The 23,349-nt window shown below is 70.6% G+C and carries 21 protein-coding genes; 9 read left to right on the forward strand and 12 right to left on the reverse strand.

Translation table 11 applies throughout. The features are described from left to right. Positions 1–117: 117 nt before the first annotated feature. Positions 118–525 (reverse strand): peptidoglycan-binding protein, encoded by a 408-nt coding sequence (locus tag ABH941_RS17335; RefSeq protein ID WP_370130165.1) that lies wholly within the window; start codon positions 523–525, stop codon positions 118–120. 141 nt (positions 526–666) lie between these two features. Then, the gene (locus tag ABH941_RS17340; protein ID WP_370130167.1) at positions 667–1,575 is read right to left on the reverse strand and encodes a helix-turn-helix domain-containing protein; all 909 of its coding nucleotides are present in this window, start codon (positions 1,573–1,575) and stop codon (positions 667–669) included. Between the two features lie 423 nt (positions 1,576–1,998). Here ABH941_RS17340 and ABH941_RS17345 point away from each other — a divergent pair, with 423 nt between their 5' ends. The 3 genes from ABH941_RS17345 (at position 1,999) to ABH941_RS17355 (ending at position 5,412) form a co-directional block, all read left to right on the forward strand. Continuing rightward, positions 1,999–2,799, forward strand: a complete 801-nt coding sequence (locus ABH941_RS17345; RefSeq protein ID WP_370130169.1) for a helix-turn-helix domain-containing protein — start codon at positions 1,999–2,001, stop codon at positions 2,797–2,799. Continuing rightward, the gene (locus ABH941_RS17350) at positions 2,796–3,659 is read left to right on the forward strand and encodes a DUF2690 domain-containing protein (RefSeq protein WP_370130170.1); all 864 of its coding nucleotides are present in this window, start codon (positions 2,796–2,798) and stop codon (positions 3,657–3,659) included. The genes ABH941_RS17345 and ABH941_RS17350 overlap by 4 nt, the downstream gene beginning before the upstream one ends. 157 nt (positions 3,660–3,816) lie before the next feature. Further along, positions 3,817–5,412 (forward strand): RICIN domain-containing protein, encoded by a 1,596-nt coding sequence (locus tag ABH941_RS17355; protein WP_370130171.1) that lies wholly within the window; start codon positions 3,817–3,819, stop codon positions 5,410–5,412. A 130-nt stretch (positions 5,413–5,542) separates the two neighbouring features. On the opposite strand, the gene ABH941_RS17360 is transcribed toward ABH941_RS17355, so the two are convergent. The 8 genes from ABH941_RS17360 to ABH941_RS17395 form a co-directional block, all read right to left on the reverse strand. Further along, positions 5,543–6,898, reverse strand: coding sequence for an NAD(P)-binding domain-containing protein (locus ABH941_RS17360; RefSeq protein ID WP_370130172.1), 1,356 nt, complete (start codon positions 6,896–6,898; stop codon positions 5,543–5,545). Between the two features lie 34 nt (positions 6,899–6,932). Then, positions 6,933–9,293, reverse strand: a complete 2,361-nt coding sequence (locus ABH941_RS17365; protein WP_370130173.1) for a DUF1989 domain-containing protein — start codon at positions 9,291–9,293, stop codon at positions 6,933–6,935. After that, entirely contained in the window at positions 9,290–9,646 is a 357-nt protein-coding gene (locus ABH941_RS17370; protein ID WP_370130174.1) for a hypothetical protein, read from the reverse strand. The genes ABH941_RS17365 and ABH941_RS17370 overlap by 4 nt, the downstream gene beginning before the upstream one ends. Further along, a complete protein-coding gene (locus tag ABH941_RS17375; RefSeq protein ID WP_370130175.1) occupies positions 9,643–11,190 on the reverse strand; it encodes an APC family permease in 1,548 nt (515 codons plus the stop codon). Before ABH941_RS17375 ends, ABH941_RS17370 begins: the two co-directional genes overlap by 4 nt. Beyond that, positions 11,187–12,176: a DUF3445 domain-containing protein gene (locus tag ABH941_RS17380; RefSeq protein WP_370130176.1), complete on the reverse strand. Its 990-nt coding sequence runs from the start codon at positions 12,174–12,176 to the stop codon at positions 11,187–11,189. Before ABH941_RS17380 ends, ABH941_RS17375 begins: the two co-directional genes overlap by 4 nt. Continuing rightward, a complete protein-coding gene (locus tag ABH941_RS17385; RefSeq protein ID WP_370130177.1) occupies positions 12,173–13,144 on the reverse strand; it encodes a 2Fe-2S iron-sulfur cluster-binding protein in 972 nt (323 codons plus the stop codon). The genes ABH941_RS17380 and ABH941_RS17385 overlap by 4 nt, the downstream gene beginning before the upstream one ends. Continuing rightward, positions 13,141–13,578 carry a dimethylamine monooxygenase subunit DmmA family protein gene (locus ABH941_RS17390; protein WP_370130178.1) on the reverse strand — a complete coding sequence of 146 codons (438 nt, stop codon included), beginning with the start codon at positions 13,576–13,578 and terminating at the stop codon, positions 13,141–13,143. The genes ABH941_RS17385 and ABH941_RS17390 overlap by 4 nt, the downstream gene beginning before the upstream one ends. An 87-nt stretch (positions 13,579–13,665) precedes the next feature. Then, complete coding sequence (locus tag ABH941_RS17395; protein WP_370130179.1) at positions 13,666–14,025, reverse strand: cupin domain-containing protein; 360 nt, start codon at positions 14,023–14,025, stop codon at positions 13,666–13,668. A 203-nt stretch (positions 14,026–14,228) separates the two neighbouring features. On the opposite strand from ABH941_RS17395, the gene glnT reads away from it, so the two are divergent. From glnT to ABH941_RS17425, 6 genes are read left to right on the forward strand one after another with little or no spacing between them, the layout of a single operon-like run. Further along, positions 14,229–15,620: a type III glutamate--ammonia ligase gene (glnT, locus tag ABH941_RS17400; RefSeq protein WP_370130181.1), complete on the forward strand. Its 1,392-nt coding sequence runs from the start codon at positions 14,229–14,231 to the stop codon at positions 15,618–15,620. A 35-nt stretch (positions 15,621–15,655) separates the two neighbouring features. Beyond that, on the forward strand, positions 15,656–16,543 hold the full coding sequence (locus ABH941_RS17405) for a glutamine amidotransferase (RefSeq protein WP_370130183.1): 888 nt from the start codon (positions 15,656–15,658) through the stop codon (positions 16,541–16,543). Continuing rightward, a complete protein-coding gene (locus ABH941_RS17410; RefSeq protein WP_370130184.1) occupies positions 16,531–17,223 on the forward strand; it encodes a glutamate synthase in 693 nt (230 codons plus the stop codon). Before ABH941_RS17405 ends, ABH941_RS17410 begins: the two co-directional genes overlap by 13 nt. A 47-nt stretch (positions 17,224–17,270) precedes the next feature. After that, on the forward strand, positions 17,271–18,596 hold the full coding sequence (locus tag ABH941_RS17415) for an FMN-binding glutamate synthase family protein (RefSeq protein ID WP_370130185.1): 1,326 nt from the start codon (positions 17,271–17,273) through the stop codon (positions 18,594–18,596). Further along, positions 18,593–19,717 (forward strand): FAD-dependent oxidoreductase, encoded by a 1,125-nt coding sequence (locus tag ABH941_RS17420; protein ID WP_370130186.1) that lies wholly within the window; start codon positions 18,593–18,595, stop codon positions 19,715–19,717. Before ABH941_RS17415 ends, ABH941_RS17420 begins: the two co-directional genes overlap by 4 nt. A gap of 28 nt (positions 19,718–19,745) precedes the next feature. Next, a complete protein-coding gene (locus tag ABH941_RS17425) occupies positions 19,746–20,405 on the forward strand; it encodes a helix-turn-helix domain-containing protein (protein ID WP_370130187.1) in 660 nt (219 codons plus the stop codon). A gap of 54 nt (positions 20,406–20,459) precedes the next feature. Here the strand turns inward: ABH941_RS17425 and ABH941_RS17430 are convergent, their stop codons facing one another. Both ABH941_RS17430 and ABH941_RS17435 read right to left on the reverse strand, forming a co-directional pair. Beyond that, complete coding sequence (locus tag ABH941_RS17430; protein WP_370130189.1) at positions 20,460–21,521, reverse strand: LCP family protein; 1,062 nt, start codon at positions 21,519–21,521, stop codon at positions 20,460–20,462. 252 nt (positions 21,522–21,773) lie between these two features. Next, a complete protein-coding gene (locus ABH941_RS17435) occupies positions 21,774–23,330 on the reverse strand; it encodes an APC family permease (RefSeq protein WP_370130190.1) in 1,557 nt (518 codons plus the stop codon). Positions 23,331–23,349: the final 19 nt, after the last annotated feature.

Genomic DNA, 23,349 nt, shown 5'->3' on the forward strand with positions numbered 1-23,349 from the left:
GGAGCGGGTGCCCCCAGCTCTCTGGGGGCACCCGCTCCGCATCAGCTGCCTGCAGTCGGCCAGGAGAGACATCAGCCCCGCCGGCGGAGGCGCCGGTGAGCCGGGAGCGCCCAACGGTCAGCTGGGGTCGCAGGGATAGTCGACCCAGCCCGTGCTGTTGGCCCATGAGACGAGTGCCGGCCAGGTCTGCGGGCCGACACTGCCGTCCACTGTGAGGTCGTCGCAGGTCTGGAAGCGCTTGACCGCCGCGAGCGTGGCCGGCCCGAAGCTGCCGTCCTCGGCGATCGTCACGTAGTACAACGACAGGTTGAGCAGGCACTGCAGCACGTACACGGCCGAGGAGTTCGTGCTGTACTCGTTGGTGATGGGCTCGTTCGTGGTGTGGCCGCCGCAGGAGACGGTCGCCAGCGGGCGGACGACGGCGGGGCGAACGGAGGCAGCCGTCGCGCTGCCGGCGCCCGACATGCCGAGACCGACAGCGAGAGCGGTGGCGGCGAGTGAGACCGCGATCTTCTTGCGGACCATGTGCGCTCCTTGTTGGAAGGGCTGGTGCGTGACAGCAGCCGGTCGGGAGCAATCACTCCCGACGGTGCTTGACGACGACTCTCGCCGAAGAACGGAGGAGTGTCATTGACGGTCCACGCAGTGCCCTTGATGCCCCGTGCACTAGGTAACGCGTCGATACTGCTCGCGGTAGTCGCGCGGTGCCGCCCCGTACCTTGCCCGGAATGCCCGGCTGAATTCCTCCGGGTGCCGAAAGCCCCACCGGGCGGCCACGGCATGGATCGGGAGTTGAGCCCAATGGAGGTCGGTGAGGTCCCGGCGACAGCGCTCCAGCCTGCGGTGGCGGATCCAGGCCGATACGGTGGTGCTCTGCCGCTGGAAGAGCAGGTGCAAGTAGCGCACCGAGATGTGGTGCGCGGCGGCCACGGTGGCAGGTGACAGAGCGGCGTCGCCGAGGTTGTGTTCGATGAAGGCGTGGATGGCGACCATCAGGGCCTGGTGGCGGCTCTCGGGGGTGACGGCGTCCGCTGCGTCCAGGTGGTGGGCCAGGAACACGGCGACCAGGTCGGTCAGCACAGCGCCCAGGCGACTGGCGTCCGGCACCTGCAAGGAGCCGGACTCGGCTGTCAGTCGGGTCATGAACTGGGACAGCAGCGCCCCTGTGCCCGATTTCCCGGGCAGTGCGGTCCCCAGCAGGCGGTCGGCCTTCGCACTGGGCAGGGGCAGCGCCGATCGAGGTATGTCGATCATGATCCCCTCCACCATGCCCCCCTCGCCGAAGGACTGGGCGCTGTAGGGGTGAGAGGTGTCCGACAGCAACAGGCTGCCCTGGCTCAGGAACGCCTCACGCCCGCACTGCGACATCCCGTGATCGCCTCGCAGGGCCAGGTGCAGGTGGTACAGCTGCGGGTCGGACCGGCGGACCAGGGCTGAGGTCCGACTGATCCGCATCGGAGAATAGGCCAGAACCGACACCCGTGAGGGGCCCAGGTGCAACTCCGTGGCCTTGGCCCGGAAGTCCTCGGTGTGGTCACTGCTTACCAGGGCCGGCATCGCGGATCGCAGGATCATTTCGCGCCACCACTCGAACCTGTCGCCGGCAGGCAGGTCCTCATTGCACCGTACGGTCTCGATCAACACGTATCCCCCGAGAGTCCATGGTCATATCTGACAGCGCCCCGTCAGCAAATGACCGTCTGTGTGCCCCCAGTCGTGCAGGATCTGCATATCGAGGGTGCAGAGCATTGAGCGCGACGAGGATTGACGGCAGAGCAAGGCCGGGCCGAAGCGTCCGGCGTGGGATCCCGGCGGCTCTCAGCGCCGCTGCGGAGGATCCTCGGGGAGCCTCCCTGCCGTGTCGACCGTTTACGGGCAAGTGCTGAGAATGTGGTATGAACAGCGCTCTGACCTGCCAGTCTTCCTTACCCAATGACAATGGAACGGCACGGATCGTCAGGTACAGTACAAGAACTGACGGAGAATCAGGGGGCGTACATGGCTCGCTGGAAGGCGCTACCCGAAGACTTGGACCCGCTGGCCCTGCAGTTGGTCGTCCGACTGCGGCAGATGAAGGACGAGAGCGGCCTGAGCCTCGCCCAGCTCACCGAGCGGACCGGCTACAGCACCTCGTCATGGGAGCGCTATCTCAGCGGACGCGCCCTTGCTCCGCGCCGGGCCGTCGAGGCGATCGTCGCCCTGGTCGGCGCTGATCCGGTCTCCGTGCTGGTACTGCTTGAGAGGGCACGAGAGGCCTGGCCGACCGGTGCACCGCAGGAGCCCGATTCCGACCCGACCGGATCACCGGACAGGGATCCGAAGGATCTCGCCGCACCCACGCCCCCACGGTGGTCCCCGACACTGACGCGAGCCCGCCTCCTCCTGCCCCCGCGCACCGTGCTGGTCGCCGTGGTCTCCGCCATGGTCGGGGCGATCGTCACGTTGACGGCCGTACAGACCGGGGCCCGCATGCCGGCGCACGCGGCGTCGGCATCGGCGATCTCGAACCCGGGCACCACGGCGTCGACGGTGCGGTACAGCTGCCGCTTCACCCGGACCGACGGCAAATGGTACGCGGGCAACGCCACCACCAGCAGTGACGTCGTCATGGACGGCATGGCCAACGCTGAGGTCGCCGAGGTTCAGTGCCTGCTCCAGCGGGCGGGCATCTCCCCCGGCGGTGTGGACGGCATGTTCGGCCCGATGACCCTCCGCGCGCTCCTGAAGGAGCAGCAGATACGCCATCTGGACATCGACGGGCAGGTGGGTCCGCAGACCTGGGCGGCACTGCGAAGATGAGCGGGGCAGTCACGGCGTGCCTGCGCCTCGCAGACGAGCTGCAGGGCCTGCGGGACCGAGCGGGCCTGAGCCTGGCGGCCCTGGCGGCCAGGACCCCGTTCAGCAAGTCGTCCTGGGCCCGCTACCTGGGCGGCAAGGCGCTGCCTCCATGGCAGGCCGTCCTGGCCCTGGGGGACCTGGTCGGTGCTCCCGAGGCCCAGCTGCGGGCCTTGTGGGAGCTGGCCGAAGCGGAGTGGAGTCGACGGGAATCCGTCCGGGCCGCCCCTGAGCCGCAGTCACTTCCGGTGACCGAAACGCCGGAGACGGACTCGACCCAGGACGAGCCGCTCGTTCCGGGCACCCGCCGACCGCCGACCGGGCGGACGCTCCGGATCAGCGCGGCGCTCGCCTGCGTGGCGGCCCTGGGCCTCGGGGCGTCCCTGAGCCTCGGTCGGCAGGGCGCGCCCGCCCGCCCAACCCCAGCCCCGTCCCCGGGCTCGGCGGCGGCAGGCACAACGCCCCCGTTCCGCTGCACGGGGACCGCCTGCGACGGCGCCGACCCGATCGCGATGAACTGCGGCATCCTCCCGGAGAGCCTGGGGATCTTCCAGACCCGATCGGGGGCGGGGATGGAAATCCGCTACAACCCCCACTGCCACGCCGCCTGGGCCCGGGTGTGGCACAGTCAGGTCGGCGACCGCCTCTCGGTCTCAGTCGGCGGGAAGCACATCAGAACCGTGCGTGTGCCGGACACCGTCACCGCCCAGACCTTCCTCTACACCCCGATGATCCCCGCCCTCTTCCACGGTTCGTCCCTCCGGGCCTGCCTCACGCCCCTGTCCACCGGGAAGCCCGAGTGCCACACCGCACCGGTGCCGTGAGCAGAGCACGCGCGTCAGGCGCGGAAAATAACATGAGTAGTGCTCTTGTTTTGCTACTCGCCGGTATCTAGCATCTGAGCCCAACCGGCGCTCTTCCCCGCCGCGCACCACCTGGTGCACCTGCTGGGTGGTTCACCTGCTCTCACTGGAGACATGCGTGAAGAGACCAGCACTCGCCAGAGCCGCCGCGATCACAGCGGCCGCCCTCATCGCCGCCTTCGGCGTCACGGTGACGCCCGCAGCCGCAAGCACCGGCAGCAGCACCACGGCGATCGTCGCCATGGGAGACAGCGCCATCTCGGGCGAGGGCGCCGGCACGGACACCAACGACGCCTACGTCACCGGAACCGACACCCCGACCGACTACTGCCATCGCAGCACCAAGTCGGAGATCTTCGAGACGGGACTCTCCGGAGTGACCCCGATCAACCTCGCCTGCTCGGGCGCGCAGACCGGAGACATCGTCAGTAACGCGACCTACGCGGCGATCACCGGAACCGGGTCCGGCGACTTCGGCGAGGCCAAACAGGACGTACAGCTCGCCGCGGCGGCCGCGTCGTACAAGGTGAAGATGATCGTGCTGACGATCGGCGCCAACGACGACTTCGACTTCTCCGGGATCATGTCGGAGTGCGTGGCCCGGTACTTCCCGATCCCGCTGAGCACGGGCTGCCGCACCACCATCGGCAGCGCGACGATCCAGAGCCGGATCGCCGCGGTCATCCCCAAGGTCGAGGCGGCCCTGGCGGACATCCGGGCGACGATGACCGACGCCGGTTACGCGGCCTCCGACTACCAGCTGGTCCTCCAGTCGTACTTCACCCCGATCACCCCGGCGATCCGCTCCAGCGCCTATGCCGACAAGGTCTCCGCAGGCTGCCCGATCGAGGCCGAGGACCTGGCCTGGGGGCACAACTTCGTCGTGCCCGCGTTCGACGACGGGCTCCGCACCGCCGCCGAGGCGGTGCCGGGCGTCCGCTTCCTCGACCAGCGCCGGACCACCTACGGCCACGAGGTCTGCGCGGAGTCGACGACCTCGGCGCTGGAGTACACCAACGGCGACGTCATCGACACCAGCGAGCGGACCCGCAACGGCTGCGACGTGAGCATCGGCACGCTGGGCCTGTGCGAGAACGAGGTCCGGCAGTCCTTCCACCCGCGGGTCGCCGGGTACGCGGCGCTCGGCAACTGCCTCGGCCTGTTCTACGCCGCCTCCGCCACCGAGGAGTACTGCACCCCGGGCGGCACCGGCCTCACCGCGCTGACCTCCGGCGCGAGTTGGTGGGACACCCCCAGCGGCGGGTCATGGTTCACGCTCACCAACGCGTCCAACGGCAACCTGCTCGACATCGAAGGCGCCGACACCGTCGGCGACAGCACCAAGGGCCGTTCCGCGATCACCTGGGCGGCCAACGGCGGCCTCAACCAGTCGTTCGTGTTCGTGGCCCAGTCCAACGGGTCCTATGTGCTGCAGTACACCGGCAACACCGCGATGTGCCTCGACGCGGCAGACCAGTCCTCCAGCGCGGGCACCAAGCTCCGTGACTGGACCTGCAACTCGACCGCGGCCCAGACCTGGAACCTGGTGCCCCAGGGCGGCGGCCTCTACGAACTCGTCCCCCAGTACGCGACCACCATGGCCGCCACCATCAGCACCGACACCACCGCCGGCGGCAACGCGATCATCGAACTCGAACCGTCCACCGGCGCCGCCAACCAGCTCTGGCACCTGACCCAGCGCGGCGTCGCCTGACAGCGCCCCGAACACCCACGCCGCGGCCCATGCCGGCGGAACCTCGCCCCGGCCCCGGCCGGGGCCGCAGCCGCACGCAGGGCGGGGTGGACGGTCCTGTCGCTGACGGGTGGCTGAGGCGGGCCGGGCTTCAGTGGGGGCTGGGCCGTCCGGAGCGGAGGAAGGTGGCCAGGGAGTCGTCGAGTTCGGTCCACCACGGGGTGTGGTGCAGCGGGGCGACGGTGCCGGTGCACGGGGACGCGAAGGCGCGGTCGCGGTACCCAGTGATGCTCTCCTCCTTGTGGTGCTCCCAGGTTGCGAAGTGCTGACGGGCGAGTTCGAGGTCGAAGGAGGGGTAGTCGGTGGCCGCCATCAGGTCGCGCAGGTAGTCGGTCTGGAAGTCGATGTCGTCCATGGGACCGTGGAGCGCGTCCTGGCGGTCACGCCAGTGCGCGATGTCCGCCTCCATCCCGTCCGCCGGGGGGAGCGGGATGCGTCCGAGCACCACGTCGCGCACATAGAAGGCCTGGGCGTCGAACATGGTGAAGGTGTAGTACTGGTCCTGCATCGCCAGGTACATCAGCTTCGGATTGGGTGTCCAGACCACGCCCTTGTAGAGCTTGGCCGGATAGAGCATGTTGCCGGTGCTCAGCCGCAACTCCTCGTCCACGAAGGGGAAGTGGTGCCGGTAGCCGGTGCACAGCACGATCGCGTCGACGTCGCGGGACCTGCCGCCGGTGAAGTGCGCGGTGCGGCCCTCGACCCGGTCCAGTGCGGCGACCTCGCTGATCCCTTCCGGCCAGCCGAAGCCCATGGGCTGGTTGCGGTAGGAGATGGTGATCGACCTGGCCCCGTACTTGAGCGTCTGCAGGGCGATGTCCTCGGCGGAGTAGCTGCTGCCCAGGATGAGCAGGTCCTTGCCGGCGAACTCCGTGGCGTCCCGGAAGTCGTGGGAGTGCAGCACCCGCCCCGGGAAGGTGTCGAAGCCCGGGTACTCCGGCATGTTGGGGATCGAGAAGTGGCCGGTGCCGATGATGACCCGGTCGAACTCCTCGGTCCGCGCCGACCGGTCGCCGTACGACTCGACGGTGACCTGGAAGGCGTCGCGGGCGGCGTCGAAGGAGATCCGGCGGACGGCCGTGTCGAACTGGATGTACTGGCGGACGTTGCTCTTCTTGGCCCGGCCGGTGATGTAGTCGTACAGCACTTCGCGCGGCGGAAAGGAGGGGATCGGTCCGCCGAAGTGCTCGTCGAAGGTGTAGTCGGAGAACTCCAGGCACTCCTTGGGCCCGTTGGACCACAGGTAGCGGTACATGCTGCCGTGGACGGGGTCGCCGTGCTCGTCGAGTCCGGTGCGCCAGGTGTAGTTCCACAGGCCGCCCCAGTCGCTCTGCTTCTCGAAGCAGACGATCTCGGGGACGTCGGCACCGCTCCGGCGGGCCTCCTCGAAGGCGTGCAGTTGGGCGAGGCCGCTGGGGCCGGCACCGATGACGGCAATGCGGGACATGGTGATCCTCCTGGAGGCGGGCATACGGGGGTGGTCAGGAACGCGGGCGAGTCTTGTCGGGGTCGTAGAACGGGAAGTTGACGACGCGTGCGGCGATGCGCTTGCGGTGGCCGTCCAGCTTGCCGATCGCGACCGCGGTGCCCGGTTCGGCGTACTGGACGGCGATCCGGCACAGCGCGATGTTCTTGCGCAGGATGGGTGAGCGGGTGCCGCTGGTCACGACCCCGATCTGGGATCGGCCGGCGTGGACGGGGTCGCCGTGGCGGGCGGGCTCGTTGCCCTCCAGCTCCAGGCCGACAAGGGTGCGCTGCGGACTGGCCTTGCGGGCGAGCAGGGCTTCGCGGCCGACGAAGTCGTCCTCCTTGGTCTTCAGCGGCACGGTGAACCCGATGCCGGCCTCGAGCGGGTCGGTCTGGTCGCAGAACTCGTATCCGGCGAAGACCAGTCCGGCCTCGATGCGCAGCATGTCCAGCGCGTCCAGTCCGAGCGGGGACAGGCCGTGCGGCAGGCCCGCCTCCCAGACCGCGTCCCACAGGGCGGGCGCGTGCCGGGGATGGACCCATATCTCGTAGCCGAGTTCTCCGGAGTAGCCGGTGCGTGACACCAGCAGCGGAATGCCCTTGCGGTCCCCGAGGCGGCCGATGGCGAAACGGAACCAGGCGAGGTCGGCGAAGGCGGGCTGGGTGGGCGGTGTCCAGATGATTCCGGCCAGCAGGTCCCGGCTGGCCGGGCCCTGCACCGCGAGGTTGTGCAGCTGGTCGGTGGAGTGCTTGACCCAGACCCGCTCCAGTCCGAAGCGTGCCGCCTGCTCCCTCAGCCAGCTGCCGTCGTACTCGTCCCCGCCGACAAAACGGAAGTTGTCCTCGCCGAGACGGAAGACGGTGCAGTCGTCGATCATGCCGCCGGTCTCGTTGCACATGGCCGAGTAGACGACCTGCCCGGGCGAGAGCTTGCGGATGTTCCGGGTCAGCGTCGCCTGCAGCAGTGCTTCCGCGTCCGGGCCGAGCACTTCGAACTTGCGCAGCGGGGTCAGGTCCATCACCGCGGCGCGCTCCCGGCACGCCCAGTACTCCTGCTCCGGGCCGTGGTTGTCGTAGCGGGTGGGCAGCCAGTAGCCGCGGTACTCGGTCAGCTGCCGGGTCAGCGCGCGGGTCCGCGGCGCGAAGCCGGTCTCCTGACTGAGCGTCATTTCGGCGTCCGGAGTGACCCGGTGAGCCACGGCCATGGAGAACGTCCTCTTCGAGTCGTAGACGCGGATGTGCACGTCGGTGGGCGTCCAGGCGTTCGACGGGTCGACGTCGTCGGGGCAGGCCGAGGAGGCGCAGACGAGGTCGGTCATCGCTCTCATCAGGACGTAGTCGCCCGGCCGGGACCAGGGCTCGTCGAAGACATAGAGGTGGTCGTCGTCGAACATGGTGTTGTAGAAGAGGTTGAGTGCGGGCCAGCCCTCGCGGGGGGCGACCCGGTACCGGGCCAGCCGGCTGTTGAAGTTGTCGGTGCAGTTGGGGTGACCGGGGTAGCCCAGGTCCTCGTAGTACCTGGCGTTGCAGGCCAGCCCGAAGGAGTCGTGCCGCCCGACGGTGTCCCGGACGATCTCCACCAGTGGTTGGGCGTCCTGGTCGAAGAAGGTGCCGAACAGTCCGGGCCGAGGGTAGGCGTTGCCCATGAGGGAACGGGTGGTGGTGGCGTCCAGGCCGCGCTCCACGCCGTCCTGGAGCCGGCGGGCGTTGAAGGCGAGGAAGTCCGAGCACTGGCGGCCCTGGGCGTCGATCACCTGGATGTACTGACCGGCCCGCACCTCATAGCCGCGAGCGGTGGCCGCGTCGATGCGCAGGTCGAGCACCGGATCGGCCAGCGGCTCCGGGAGCTGCGGCTCGTACCCGGGGCGGATCGTGGCTCGGCGGACCTCCAGCAGCAGCTCCGACGGAGGGTTGGCGGACACGTCGTCGACCCGCATCGGCACGGCCGGAGCGGCGACCAGCGCCGTGCACGCGCGATCGGCGGTGAATCCCTGGCGGGATCCGGCCGGTGACCACGCGCCGAACAGCCGTACCGCACCGGCGCGTTGGGGATCGATGCCGCGCCCGACCAGGAACGCCAGCACCGCGGCTGCTCCGCGCTGCTCGGGGTCCTCGGCGACGCGCGGCAGTCCGCCGAGCACCCGGGCCGGCGCGTCCGCCCTGGTGCCGAGGGCCGCGCCGGCGCCGCCGTCGGCGTCCACGACCGTCAGCTCCGCGTTCTGCCGTCCGTGCGGGTCGATGACGTCGAGACGGTCACCGCCGTCGAGCCGGACGGCGGTGACGGCGCCGGGGCGGACCCGGAAGGTCTCAAGGCCGGGCTCCCGTGGTGCGAATCCGGGCAGCAGCAGGCCCGGGGCCGGCAGCGCCTGCGTCATGAGCGCTGCCGTTCCGCGACTGCCTGCGGCAGCTGCTGGTAGAGCCTGGTCAGCCGGCGCCGGTGGGTGGGCCGGTACAGGATCGCGGCGACCCCGAGCAGCACCGGGACCAGCAGCAATCGCCCCGGGTCGACCACCGCGAGCACGCCCGCGGCGACCGCCGCCAGCAGCAGGGCGAACAGCACGACCATCCTCATCCGCCGCACTGCGGCGGCGAATTCGGTGAACCGCGCGGCGGACCGCTGGTCGGCCCGCCAGGCGGAGCCGCAGTCCGGACAGCGCCAGGAATGGCCGGCCTCGGCGCTCCGGATGGTGCCGCCGGTGCCGCAGGCGCAGGTGATCGTCAGGTTCATGCGGCGACCTGTTCGACCGGCCCGACGCCCTCGACGGTCTCGACGGCGTCGTCACGCAGCCGGAACGGCTTCTTGTCCTCGACCACCTGCCGGTACGCGTAGAGCAGGCAGGCGAGGGCCAGTAGGCCGATGCCGACCAGCAGTTGGCCTGATCCGCCGTACCCGGTGATCCCGAAGGACAGCGACCCGACGACGAGCAGCACCGCGTTGAGCACCGCCAGGACCCCGGCCAGGACCACCCACCCCGTCTTCAGGCGCAGCGGCCGCGGCCAGCCGGGCCGGTCGCGTCGCAGCAGGACCACCGCGGACAGCGCCAGCACATGGCACAGCACATAGCCGAAGTTGCTGGCGGCGAGCACGGCGACGGTGCTCGGCAGCAGCAGCACCGCGAGGATGTTGGCCACCACGTCCACGTACATGCCGCGGTTGGGCACGTTGTGCCGGCTGAGGTGTCCGAGCCAGCGGATGGTCATCCCGGATTTCGACATGCCGTACAGGGTCCGGGCCCCGCCGGCGCTGGCCGCGTTCATGCCGAGGACGAAGCTGCCGATCATGAAGACGACCACCAGGTCCGACCATCCGTGACCGATCTCGCGGTTGAGCAGTCCGGTGTAGAAGCCGAGGGGCGAGCCGGCCATGGTCTGCTGCCCGACCACTCCGCCGAGCGCCAGCGGCAGCAGCGCGTAGACGGCCAGCGAGAACATCGCCGAGCGCTGCAGCGCGAGCCGGGTGTCGCGCTTGGTGTCGTGGTACTCCGGTGCGAAGGTCGCGCAGACCTCCACTCCGTACGCCGACCAGGAGTTCAGGTACAGCCAGACCAGGGCGAGCTGCACGGTGCCCCAGGCGGACACGCCCGCGCCGCCCAGCCCCCAGCTCATCCGCGACCAGGCGAATTCCGGCAGGAAGAAGGGCACCAACGCGAACAGCGCCAGCGGCACCATCAGCAGCCCTCCGGTCAGATACCCCAGGATCTTGACCGGTCTGACGCCCAGTGCGTTGACGATCCAGATGCCCAGGATCAGCGCGACGGCGATGACCCGTGGCAGGTCGAGATGGACCACTCCGGAGACGCTCCAGGTCTGGCCGGGGAACCACTGCGCCTGTACCAGGCTCCCGATGGTCATGCCGAAGATCGCCAGAACGGAGGACCAGCCCGCCCAGTAGCCGGCCGCCGACATCGGCCCGGCCAGGGTGAACCGTTTGCGCCAGCCCTCGAAGGCGTACATGGAGATGCCGCCGGAGTGGGTGGGGAACATGGTGGCCGGCTCGGTGTAGATCTTGTTCTGCAGCACGGCGATGACCATGGAGCCGAGCCAGACGGCCAGCGCTCCGAGGGCGCCGAGCTGTCCGGCGGTGTAGCCGATGTTGGCGATGATGAAGCCGGGGTTGGACAGCGCCATGACGAACCCGTCGTACCAGTGCATCGTCTTGAGCAGTGCGCGGTCGTCGACGGTGATGGTGGCGGTGCCCGGGGTGGCGGTCGGATCGACCGTTCCCGGGGCGGAGGAAGCAGGGGAGCCAGAGGAGCCAGAGGAGCTTGTCATGGTGCGTATCTCCAGCCTTCGGTGAGCCAGTGTGCGGCGGCGTCGCGGTAGCGGGTGAGCCCCTTGTAGTCGGTCATGTCCTGCGGGAGTTCGGCGAGCACGGAGCCGAGGCGGCGGCGCCATGCGGGTATCCGGGCGATGTCGGTGAGCGAGGCGAGGTAGGTGCGGATCAGGAAGAGGACCGCCCCCGACTCGGCCAGCCGGATCAGGTGCTGGACCTCGACCCGTAGGTGCAGCCGGTCGGGCAGGCGGTCGTCGTCGACGACCAGGCGCCGGTCGCGCCCCCACTCCGGGTAGGTCTCGGTGGAGCTGTCCAGCCGCCGGTCGACGGTCATGGTCCAGTTGGTGCGCCGGAATTCCTGGCCCGGCTGGAGCCGCATCAGGAACTGCTCGGCCCGGGTGATCACCCGCTCCTCGTGGATCCGGGGCACCGGTCCGTGTACCTCCAGGAAGCGCATGCCGACGTCGAAGCCCAGCGACCAGTCGGCGGCGAAGGTCACCAGGCCGGCGTCCGCCCAGAGCGAGCCCTCGCGCTGGTCCAGCAGCACGATGTCCTCCTGGACCTGCTGTCCGGCGAACCCGAGCGGGCCGCCGGGCAGCGAGGCGTCGTCGCCGTAGAGGAACTCCTGTTCCGTGCCGAGCAGTTGGTTGCGCCAGCGGTACCGGGCGCCGTCGCGCTCCAGGGTCATCCGCTGCGGGTGGGTGGCCGCCAGCTCGCGCAGCACGGTGAGCAGGGTGTCCCAGGCCGCCGCCCGCATGTGCGGCAGTACGGTGCACCGGCTCGGGTCGCGCCGCAAGATCGCGGCGCGGTGCGTGAGTTCGTCGCGGTACTCGTCGTCGATGTCCAGCACCCGGTCGCCCCAGCCGCCGGCCTCGGTGGGGGTGAACCGGCGGGCCGGCTCGACATTGGTGCTGTAGCGGTAGCTGTCGTCGCGGAAGGGGAAGGGGAACCGCGCGATCCGCGGGTCCAGCACGGTGGTTGTCACAGGTCGAGCTCCAGTTCCTCGTCGTGGCTGCGGGAGACGCAGGCCATCACCGCGTCGCCCGCCGCGCGCTCCTCCGGCGACAGGTACAGGTCCCGGTGCAGGGGCCGGCCGCCGAGGACCCGGAGCTGGCACTCCCCGCAGACGCCCTGGCGGCACATGCTGGGCACCGCTGTTCCGGCCCGCTCCAGGGCTTCGAGCAGACTCACCCCGGCCGGCACCGGGACCCGGACCCCGGTGCCGCCGAGCGTGGCGGTGAAGGGCTCCCCCGGGTCGAGCGCCGCCGAGAACCGCTCGGCGTGCACCCGCTCCTGCGGCCAGCCGGCGCGGGCGGCAGCCGCGTGGACGAAGTCGAGCAGGCCGGCGGGCCCGCAGACGTAGAGGTGCGTCCCCAGCGGCTGCGACCGCGCGGCATCCTCCAGGGCGCGCTGGAACTCCGCCCTGCCGGGGAACTCCCGCAGGCGTTCCCCGCACAGCTCGCGCAGCTCGGCGGCGTGCGCGCCCGCACCGGGGCGGTGCGCGTACAGCAGCTCAAACGGGCGCCCCCACTCGGTGGCTGCCCGCACATGCGACAGCAGCGGGGTGATCCCGATGCCGCCGGCCACGTACAGATGGCGGCGTGCCGTCGCCACCGGGGCGAACGCGCTGCGGGGCCGGGAGACCCGGAGCAGCTCCCCTGCCCGCACCCGGTGCAGGAACTCTGACCCGCCGTCACCGTCCGGGCGCAGCAGGACGGATACCGTGTACGTCTCCGGCTCCCTACCGGGGCCGGTCAGCGAGTAGGCGTTGCGGCGGGTGCCGCAGTCGACCACGATGTGGCTGCCCGGCGGGAAGGAGGGCAGCCGCTCTCCGTCCGGGGACCGCAGCCGGAGCGTCCGGATGCCGGGGGCGGCCGGTTCGGCGTCGGCGACCTCCAGCAGCAGAGTTGCCTCCCGGCCGTGTATCGCGGCCGGGGACAGATCGACGCTCATATGGCCTCCGCGTCTGCCATGAACCCGAGGTAGGTTCCGGTCCGTCGGGACACGTGGTGGTAGATGGCCAGTTCGCGACCGCACCCGCCGCAGGGCACGCTCTCGTCGACGGCGCGGTCGGTCGCGGTCACGTCCTGGCAGTGCGGGCAGTGCACCCGTTTCCGGCGGGCGCTGGTGACGTGGATCCGGATCTCGGCGGGTACGGCGCCGTGCCGCAGGGCTTCGGAGCGCGCGGGCAGCACCTCGGCCTCCGGGCCCGCCAGCATCAGCCGCCAGCCCACCAGCGCCGTGCGCAACTGCTCGCGCAGCGCGGCGAGTACGGCCTCATCGGTGTGCTCGGTGTGGTGCGTCCAGCAGGGGGCTGCGGCCACGGTGGCGCCGATGTCGCCGATCCAGCGTTCGGCGGTCTCGCGGCCCTCCCGGCCGAACGACATTACTGCGAAGGACTTTCCGTCGGTGTCGACGGCGGGTGGTGTGGCCTCCCACCGCGGCACGCTCGTGTGGGCCCCGGGCACGGCAGGTCAGGGCGCGAAGGAACGGTGGCCGGTGTAGAAGCCCAGGGCCCGGTCCGGCGTCTCGAAGACGACCGTGGTGCCCTTGGGGAAGAAGAGCACGTCCCGCGGCTTGGCGTGCACCACCTGGCCGGTGGCCTGGTCGGTGAGCGTGAACTCGCCCTCGATGACGATCTTCATCTCGTCGTAGGTGTACTCGTAGACCAGCGGGGCGGAGGCGATCAGTTCGAAGAAGCCGGAGCACAGCACGGAGCCGCCCGGGTTCTGGTGCACGTCCCCGATGAAGGCCTTGCAGCCCTCGACATTCATGCTCGGCAGGTTCTCGAATCCGCCCTCGACCTTGCGGATGGGTCCGTTCTCGGCGTCCATCTCGACTCCCTTCGGCCGTTCATTGCAGTGAAACAGACAGTAATGTCAGTGGACACCCCGTGGGTTACGCGCTCGTATCGGCCCCGTTGCCTGCGGCTCCCAGTCCGTTTACAGAGCGGCAACAAGGCGGACACGACCGACGTGTTTAACTACATGAGACTTAATGTCATGACAGTAGACAGTCTGATGGATGAGGAGACGCCGTGTCCGCCCAGCAGCTGATGTCCGCTCCGCCCGCCGCGGTCCCCGCCCCCGGCGTCCCGGCGCCGGCCGGCACCCAGTCCCTGGCCTCCCTCGCCAGGGCCGACGGTGTGCGCTTCCTGCTGGCCACCTTCACCACGCTGACCGGCAAGCCGTGCGCCAAACTGGTCCCGGTCGAGGCCGCGGACGCCCTCCAGGGCGACGGGGTCGGCTTCGCCGGGTACGCCGCCGGCGCCATGGGCCAGCAGCCCCGGGACCCCGACATCATCGCGGTCCCGGATCTCCGCTCCTACGCCCCGCTGACCTTCCTCCGCCCCGGCCTGGGCATGGTCCACTGCGACCCGCATGTGAACGGCAGCCCGCACCCCTTCGCGCCCCGGGTCATCCTGCGGTCCCTCGCCGAACGCGCCGCCACCGAGGGGCTGTCCCTGGTCACCGGCGCCGAAGTCGAGTACTTCCTGGTCCGCCGCGCCGAGAACGGCACGCTCAGCACCGCGGACCGACTCGACGACGCCGACCAGCCCTGCTACGACGCGCGCGGGGTCACCCGGATGTACGACCACCTCACGGCGGTGTCCGACGCGATGGTCCAACTGGGCTGGGGCCCGTACGCGAGCGACCACGAGGACGGCAACGGCCAGTTCGAGCAGAACTTCCACCACGCCGACGCCCTGACCACCGCCGACCGGGTGGTGACCCTGCGGTACATCCTCCAGGTCCTGGCCGAACAGCGCGGTATGACGGCCACGTTCATGCCCAAGCCCTTCACCGACCGCACCGGCAGCGGGATGCACCTGCACCTCTCGCTGTGGGACGGCGACCGCCCGCGCTTCCCGGCGGCCGAGGGGACCGACGACCCGCACGGCATGGGCCTGAGCCCGGAGGCCTACGCGTTCACCGCCGGACTCCTCACCCACGCACCCGCCCTGCACGCCCTGATCGCACCGACCGTCAACTCCTACAAGCGCACCGGCGCCACCACCACCGCGTCCGGCGCCACCTGGGCACCGCGCCAGGCCACCTGGGGCGGAAACGACCGGACGCACCTGGTCCGGGTACCGGACGCGCACCGGGTCGAGCTGCGCGGCGGCGACGGATCGGCCAACTCCTACCTCGCCTCCGCAGCCGTACTCGGCGCGGGCCTGGACGGCGTACGCCGTGGACTGGACCCCGGCAGCCCTGGAGCTTCGGCCGACGCCCCGCTGCTCCCCCGCACCCTGCTCGACGCCGTGCACGCGCTGGAGGGCGACGAGGTGGTGCGCGGAGTGCTGGATGCCGCGGACCCCGCCGCGGGCGTGAGCGACTACTACGCGCAGCTGAAGCGCGAGGAGTTCTACAGCTGGCACAACACCGTCTCGGCCTGGGAGATCGACCGCTATCTCACCTCCGTCTGACCCGTCCTGTCCGCCTTCGTCGAGAGGCAGTGCTCATGTGCGGAATCGCAGGCATCCAGGTCCGCGACCCCTCCCTCGAACCCCGGCTCGGCGAACTGCTCGCCGTGATGCTCCATCAGGCCGCCGAACGCGGCCCCGACTCCGCCGGAGTGGCCCTCTACGGCGACGCCCGGCTCACCCCTCCCGGCCACGCCGCGGTCAGCCTGACCGGCCTCCGGGTGCCGGCCGCCGAGGCCACCGCCCGGCTGGGCGGTGACTCCGACGCGGTCGCCGCCGGCCAGGCCCTGGTCGTGCGCTCGGCCACGCTGAGCACCGAAGAGCTGGAGCGAACCGTCCGCCGGACCTTCCCGGAGGCCGTGGTCACCGGCCGCGGTTCGAGCCTGGCCGTGCTCAAGGGCGTCGGTCACCCGGACACGCTGATCGAGGAGTTCGCGCTGCGCCGGGCCGCCGGACGGCAGGGGGTCGTGCACACCCGGATGGCCACCGAGTCCGCCGTCACCCCCGAGGCCGCCCACCCCTTCTCGGTCGGCGGGAACGTGTGCCTGGTCCACAACGGCTCCTTCGCCAACCACGCCACCATCCGGCGCGAACTGGTGGCCGAGGGCGCGCTGTTCGACAGCGACAACGACTCGGAGGTCGGCGCCCGTTTCATCGCCCACGAACTGGCGCAGGGCGCGGACCTGGAGAAGTCGCTGCGCCTGCTGTGCGAGCGGTTCGACGGCTTCTACACCCTGCTGGTCACCACCGGCGACAGCTTCGCGGTCGTCCGCGACGCCATCGCCTGCAAGCCCGCCGTCGTCGCCGAGACCGACGCCTGGGTGGCCATGGCCTCCGAGTACCGGTGCCTGGCCGCGCTGCCCGGCATCGAGTCGGCCCGCATCTTCGAACCCGAGCCTGAGAGGGTCTACCTGTGGCAGCACTGACCGCGACCGGGGTGGACCTGCGGTCCGTGTCCGTCCGTGAACTCAACCACGCGCTGCACCGGGCGGCTCCGGGCACCGCCTGGAGAATCGCCCACCCGGACGGCGCCCACAACCTCGCCGTCGGCCTCGACACCGCCGTCGACGTCGTGGTCGACGGGCACGTCGGCTACTACTGCGCGGGCATGAACCAGCACGCCACGGTCACCGTCAACGGCAACGCCGGCACCGGAGTCGCCGAGAACATGATGTCCGGCACGGTACGGGTGTGCGGCAGCGCCTCCCAGGCCGCCGGCGCCACCGCCCACGGCGGTCTGCTGGTGGTCGACGGCGACGCCTCCGCGCGCTGCGGGATCTCCCTGAAGGGCGCAGACATCGTCGTCGGCGGCAGCGTCGGCCATATGAGCGCGTTCATGGCCCAGGCCGGCCGCCTGGTGATCTGCGGCGACGCGGGCGACGCGCTCGGCGACTCGATCTACGAGGCCCGCATCTATCTCAGGGGCAGGGTGCGGTCGCTGGGAGCTGACTGCGTCGAGAAGCCGATGCGGGACGAGCATCTCGCCGAACTGGCCCAGCTGTTGAAGTCCGCGGGGCGCGACGAGGACGATCCGGCCGCCTTCCGCCGCTACGGATCCGCGCGCGGCCTCTACCACTTCAACACCGGCAACAGCAGCGCCTACTGACCGCGGCGGCCACCGCCCACCGCAACCCGCGAACCCCGGAGCCCTCCATGTACCAGGACCTCGCCCAGCAGGGCCTGCGCGAGTCGGCGACGTTCGACCGTGCCACCATTCACGCCATCCAGCGCGCCGCCGAGACCGGTGTCTACGACATCCGCGGCTGGGGCGCCAAGCGCAGGCTGCCGCACTTCGACGACCTGCTCTTCCTCGGCGCCTCCATGTCCCGCTACCCGCTGGAGGGTTACCGGGAACGCTGCGGCACCGACGTGGTCCTCGGCGACCGCAACGCGACGCATCCGCTGCACCTGGACACCCCGGTCACCATCGCGGGCATGAGCTTCGGCGCCCTGTCGGCGCAGGCGAAGGAGGCGCTGGGGCGCGGCGCGAGCGAGGCCGGCACCTCCACCACCACCGGCGACGGCGGGATGACCCCCGAGGAGCGCGACCAGTCCAAGCAGCTCGTCTACCAGTACCTTCCCTCCCGCTACGGCATGAACCCCGACGACCTGCGCAAGGCCGACGCCATCGAGGTGGTGCTCGGCCAGGGCGCCAAGCCCGGTGGCGGCGGCATGCTGCTCGGCCAGAAGATCACCGAGCGGGTCGCCGAGATGCGCACCCTCCCGGTCGGCATCGACCAGCGCAGCGCCTGCCGCCACCCGGACTGGACCGGGCCCGACGACCTGGAGATCAAGATCCGGGAGCTGCGGGAGATCACCGACTGGGAGAAGCCGGTCTACGTCAAGATCGGCGCGAGCCGCACCTACTACGACGTCAAACTGGCCGTCCAGGCAGGCGCCGACGTCGTCGTGGTCGACGGCATGCAGGGCGGCACGGCCGCGACCCAGGAGGTGTTCATCGAGCACGTGGGCGTGCCGACGCTGGCCGCCGTTCCGCAGGCCGTCCGGGCACTCCAGGAGCTGGGCGTGCACCGCAGGGTGCAGCTGATCGTCTCCGGCGGCATCCGCGGCGGAGCGGACCTGGCCAAGTGCATGGCGCTGGGCGCCGACGCGGTGGCCATCGGAACCGCGGCCCTGATCGCTCTGGGCGACAACCACCCCCGCTACGACGCCGCCTATCGCGAACTCGGCTCCGCCGCCGGGTACTTCGACGACTACCAGGACGGCCGCGACCCGGCCGGCATCACCACCCAGGACGAGGCGCTGGCCGCTGGGCTGGACCCGGTCGCCGGTGGCCGTCGCCTCGCCAACTTCATCCGGGTGATGACCATGGAGGCCCAGACCATCGCCCGCGCCTGCGGCAAGTCCCACCTCACCCACCTGGAACCGGAGGACCTGGTGGCGCTCACCATCGAGGCCGCGGCCATGGCCCGAGTACCGCTGGCGGGCACGGACTGGATACCGGGATCCGGGCTGTGAGCGCCGACGTGGAGATCGCGGTGGTCGGCGCCGGCCTGATGGGCACCGCCACCGCCTGGGCCGCCGCCCGTCGGGGCCGTACGGTGGCACTGCTGGAGCAGTTCCGGCTCGGCCACGACCGGGGCAGCTCGCACGGCAGCGCCCGCATCGTGCGCCGCGCCTACGCCGACCCGCTGTACGTGACGATGACCGGCCAGGCCATGGCGCTGTGGCGGGAACTGGAGCAGGAGTCCGGCCGGACCCTGCTGCGGATCACCGGCGGCCTCGACCACGGCAGCCGGCGCCGGCCGGACCGGATCGCCGCCGTCCTCGACGCCTGCGGCGTCCCGCACGAGCTGCTCCCCGCCGCCGAGGCCGGACACCGCTGGCCCGGCCTGCGGTTCGACGGCCCGGTACTGCACCACCCGGAGGCCGGCACGGTGGACCCGGCCGCGGCGATGGACGCCTTCGCCGCGCTGGCCCGCCGAGGCGGAGCGGACATCCGCGACGGGACCCCGGTGCGCCGGATCGGCGTGGAGGCGGACGACCTGGTCCGGCTGGAGACCGCCACCGGCACGCTCACCGCCCGCACGGTCGTGGTCGCCGCCGGGGCCTGGACGCGCGACCTCCTCGACGGCCTGGTGCCGCTGCCCGAACTGACCGTCACCCAGCAGCAGGTCTTCCACTTTCCGCGCCGGGACCCCGCTACCGCGCCCTGGCCCGTCATCGTGCACAAGGACGCGCTCTCCACCTACAGCCTGCCGGGGGGCCGCGACGGCGGCCCCGACGACGGCCGCAAGATCGCCGAGCACGACGCCGGCCCCCGCACCACGGCAGCCGGCCGGGACGGCCGGGTCGACCCGGCGGCCCGCGACCGGATCACCGCCTACGTCCGGGACTGGCTGCCCGGACTGCTGCCGGAGCCCTTCAACGAGACGACCTGCCTCTACACCTCCACCGCCAACGAGGATTTCGTCCTGGACCGGGTCGGCCCGGTCGTGGTCTGCTCCTCCTGCTCCGGCCACGGCGCCAAGTTCGCCCCGCTGATCGGCGAGTACGCCGCCGACCTCGCCACCGGCCGCCCCGGCCCCGACCCCCGGTTCTCACTGGCCGCGCACGGCGCCCTGTCTCCTCACAGATGACGTCGTCCAATGCGGCACAATGTCCGACATGACCACCGACTCCGAGTCCCGCGATCCCGCCGTAGTCCTGCCGGACCGGGAGGTGGAACCCGGCGACGGAGCAGCCGGTCCGCTGGAACTGGAGGCCGTCATCGCCCGTCAGGTCCGCCGCTACCGCGTCGCGGCCGGCCTGTCGGTCGGCGACATGGCGACCCGGGTCGGCATCTCCAAGGCCATGCTCTCCAAGATCGAGAACGCGCAGACCTCCTGCAGCCTCACCACCCTCGGACGCCTGGCCATCGGCCTGAACGTGCCGGTGACCGCGCTGTTCCGCGGCGTCGACGCCGAGCGCGAAGCGGTCTTCGTCCCCGCCGGACACGGCGCCCGCATCGCCCGCCGCGGCAGCCGGGTCGGCCACCTCTACGAACTCCTCGGCGCCCTGCGCGGTCCGCACAAGCGGATGGAGGCCGTCCTGGTCACCCTCACCGAGTCCAGCGAGGTCTTCCCGCTCTTCCAGCACCCGGGCACCGAACTCCTCTACATGCTCGAAGGCGAAATGCTCTACGGCCACGGCGAGGCCAGCTACACCCTCCGCCCCGGGGACGCCCTCCAACTGGACGGCGAGGGCACCCACGGCCCCCAGGAACTGATCGAAGTCCCGATCCGCTTCCTGTCCGTAACCGCCTACGGCGACCACCCGCCCGAGTAGCTTGCCGAGTGGCGGTCATCATTGAAACCGCGATCGGCCGGGCCCGCCTCGGCCTCAGGAGTCGAGGGAGGCCCAGAGCCTGGCTGCCGCGCTGGTGGCGACGAGGCGGTTGGGGTCGCTCGGGGCAGCCGCCACCGGCATGGTGACCGTGGTGACGTCGCTCGTCTTGATCTTGTCCAAGCCGACCGCGAAGTTCACCAGCTTCGACAGGGACCCCAGCTTGGTGTCCACCGTCAGGCTCTGGGTGGCCGTCTCCGCCAGGGAGTAGAGCTCAGTGGGGTCGGTGAACGCGTTCAGGCTGCGGATCTTCTTCAGCAACTGCTTCACCAACTGCTGCTGCAGCTTGATCCGCCCGAGGTCGCTGCCGTCCCCGATGCCGTGCCGGGTGCGGGCGAAGGCGACCGCCTGGGTGCCGTCGAGGGTGTGGGTGCCCTTGCTGAGCTTGAGGTGGCTGTAACTGTCGTCGATGTTCTGACTGACCGTCACCGTCACCCCGCCCAGCGCGTCGACCAGCTTGGCCAGGCCGGAGAAGTCCACCTCGATGTAGTGGTTGATCTTCAGGCCGGTCAGATGCTGCACCGTCTTGATGGCGCAGACCGGACCACCCACGGAGTACGCGGTGTTGAACATCACCCCGGACACCGCGTACGTGGTCGCGCCCGACGCGGTGGTGCAGGACGGGCGGTGGACCAGGGTGTCGCGCGGGATGCTGACGATCGTGGCCTTGGTGTGCGACGCGTTGATGTGGACCACCATCGCGGTGTCCGAGCGGGCGCCGGTGGCGGCGTGGTCGTGGACCACGGCGGAGTTGCTGCCCGAGCGGGTGTCGGAGCCGAGCACCAGGATGTTCATCGAGCCCGTGGCCGCCGTGGAGCCGGGCATGGTCGCGCTGGCGGAGGCGGAAGCAGACGCGGAAGCGGAGCTGCCGTCGTCCAGCGCGGAGGAGATGTCCACGGTCTTGATGTTGTGGTCCAGGCGCCAGTACCCGTAAGCGGCCGCGCTGCCCGCGGCGAGCAGCACCGCGGAGAAGGCGGCAATCACGATCTTGAGTGTGCGGCGGCTGTGCCTGCGCGCTCGCAGCTCGGGTTTGGGCTGGGAGCTGTCTCCGTCAGACACCTGTGTCGTCCGTCCGTTACTGGGGGGTGTTGGGGGACGAACGTACGTGCGGCGGGTCCGCGAGCGACATGATTTCCAGCGTCTTCACTACCAGGTCACATGATTGACAGCCTCCCCTCAGCCGGCCTCACAGCAAGAGCACTCGTTCATTCACGGTTGACGGCGTGGGGAAGGCCGCCGTGAGTTCTTTCACAGGAGCCGGCCCCGACAGGCGAGGGGTGCCGTCGGGGCCCGCCGTCTCTGCGCCCGGGCTCAGTCGGCGGCCCGGGTCCTGCGGCCGGCGAAGTAGAAGGCGACGCCCAGGAGGAGGAAGCCGACCAGGGGGATGACCTGGGACAGGGTGTAGGCGCCGCGCTGTCCGGCCCAGCCCCGGGGCAGTGCGTCGTCGACGTTGGCGCCGGTGAGCCAGTCGGTGGCGAAGCCCGGGTAGATGAGCGTGATCGCGCCCAGCAGCAGCAGGGACACGGTGGCCACCACGCACAGCACGACCACCGGCTTCCCGCCGGGAACCCGGTACGGCCGCTCCGCCTCGGGGAGCTTGCGCCGCAGCACCAGCGCGGCCGGCAGGATGCCCAGGTAGGAGAGCAGCGTGGTGGACAGCGCGAGTGCCAGCACGGCCGCGAAGTACTTGGCGGCACTGCCGGACAGTTCGTGCGCCAGCACGCAGACGGTCGACGCGACGATTCCGGAGAGCACGTTGACCCGCACCGGGGTGCCGAAGCGCGCCGAGATGACGCCCAGCGACCGGGGCGCCGCCCCGTCGTAGCCGGAGACGGCGAGGGCCCGGTCGCTGCCCATCAGCCACGGCACGGCGCTGGTCAGCAGGGCGAGCAGGAACGCGGCGGCGACGATGTCGGCGATCACGGAGCCGGCCCCGGTCAGGGTGACCGTGCCGTCGGCGGCGATGTGGCCGCCGTAGACGGTGAAGGCGGCCCGCATGGCGTCGGTGAACCCGGTGAGGCCGGTGACGCTGGAGGTGGGCAGGACGGTGAGGATGCCGACCACGGGCAGGATGTAGCCGAGGACGGCGCCGATGCCGCCGCGCAGGATCCCGATCGGGACGTCGCGCTGGGGGTCCTGCATCTCCTCCGCGGCCGAACTGGGCACGTCGAAGCCGACGAAGTTGAACAGCAGCACCGGGGTGAGCGCCAGGAAGACGGCCCAGCTCGGCCGCAGGTCACCGGCGTGGATGCCGTGGAAGCCGTGCTTGATCGCGTATATGCCGACGGTGACGACGAAGAAGGACAGCAGGACCACCCGGACCAGGGCGCCGGCCGAGGTCACGTACTTGCCCAGGCTCATCGACAGCACCGCGGACACGATGCCCACCCAGATGAACCCCAGGGCGAAGAGGTAGAACCAGATCTCGCCCAGCGACTTTCCGCCGAGGTAGAACTGCTGGACGGTGGAGACGGCGGTAATGGTCAGCGTCCCGCCCAGCCAGACCGGATTGGACACCCAGTACAGGATGTTGTTGACGGCCCCGGCCAGGTGTCCGAAGGCCATCCGGGTCCACACATAGGGACCGCCCTCGGCCGGGAAGGCCGCGGCGAGTTCGGAGATGAGCAGCGCGGACGGCACGTAGAAGACCAGGACCAGCACCAGGAGCCAGGTGATGGCCTGACCGCCGTAGGAGGCGACCGAACCGATCGTGTCCAGGCCGATGAGCGTGCAGAGCAGGAAGAGCAGCACGTCGACGCGGCCGAGATGGCGGCGGAGCTTGGCGCGCTCGATGGTTGCGGCATCGGTCTCGGCCAGTGCCTCGACGTCGACGGAGGGAGCGGCTGCACCGCTGGTGGCTTCGGGCATCGGGGGTCACCTTCAGGTC

Origin of the sequence: Streptacidiphilus sp. EB103A (assembly GCF_041261405.1) — a bacterium.
Taxonomy (GTDB): Bacteria; Actinomycetota; Actinomycetes; order Streptomycetales; family Streptomycetaceae; genus Streptacidiphilus.

Excerpts from the sequence above, each read along its gene's own strand:
- ABH941_RS17335 (WP_370130165.1), bottom strand. The coding sequence starts at position 525 with ATGGTCCGCAAGAAGATCGCGGTCTCACTCGCCGCCACCGCTCTCGCT.
- ABH941_RS17340 (WP_370130167.1), bottom strand. The coding sequence starts at position 1,575 with ATGATCCTGCGATCCGCGATGCCGGCCCTGGTAAGCAGTGACCACACC.
- ABH941_RS17345 (WP_370130169.1), top strand. The coding sequence starts at position 1,999 with ATGGCTCGCTGGAAGGCGCTACCCGAAGACTTGGACCCGCTGGCCCTG.
- ABH941_RS17350 (WP_370130170.1), top strand. The coding sequence starts at position 2,796 with ATGAGCGGGGCAGTCACGGCGTGCCTGCGCCTCGCAGACGAGCTGCAG.
- ABH941_RS17360 (WP_370130172.1), bottom strand. The coding sequence starts at position 6,898 with ATGTCCCGCATTGCCGTCATCGGTGCCGGCCCCAGCGGCCTCGCCCAA.
- ABH941_RS17365 (WP_370130173.1), bottom strand. The coding sequence starts at position 9,293 with ATGACGCAGGCGCTGCCGGCCCCGGGCCTGCTGCTGCCCGGATTCGCA.
- ABH941_RS17370 (WP_370130174.1), bottom strand. The coding sequence starts at position 9,646 with ATGAACCTGACGATCACCTGCGCCTGCGGCACCGGCGGCACCATCCGG.
- ABH941_RS17375 (WP_370130175.1), bottom strand. The coding sequence starts at position 11,190 with ATGACAAGCTCCTCTGGCTCCTCTGGCTCCCCTGCTTCCTCCGCCCCG.
- ABH941_RS17385 (WP_370130177.1), bottom strand. The coding sequence starts at position 13,144 with ATGAGCGTCGATCTGTCCCCGGCCGCGATACACGGCCGGGAGGCAACT.
- ABH941_RS17390 (WP_370130178.1), bottom strand. The coding sequence starts at position 13,578 with ATGTCGTTCGGCCGGGAGGGCCGCGAGACCGCCGAACGCTGGATCGGC.
- ABH941_RS17395 (WP_370130179.1), bottom strand. The coding sequence starts at position 14,025 with ATGGACGCCGAGAACGGACCCATCCGCAAGGTCGAGGGCGGATTCGAG.
- ABH941_RS17405 (WP_370130183.1), top strand. The coding sequence starts at position 15,656 with ATGTGCGGAATCGCAGGCATCCAGGTCCGCGACCCCTCCCTCGAACCC.
- ABH941_RS17415 (WP_370130185.1), top strand. The coding sequence starts at position 17,271 with ATGTACCAGGACCTCGCCCAGCAGGGCCTGCGCGAGTCGGCGACGTTC.
- ABH941_RS17425 (WP_370130187.1), top strand. The coding sequence starts at position 19,746 with ATGACCACCGACTCCGAGTCCCGCGATCCCGCCGTAGTCCTGCCGGAC.
- ABH941_RS17435 (WP_370130190.1), bottom strand. The coding sequence starts at position 23,330 with ATGCCCGAAGCCACCAGCGGTGCAGCCGCTCCCTCCGTCGACGTCGAG.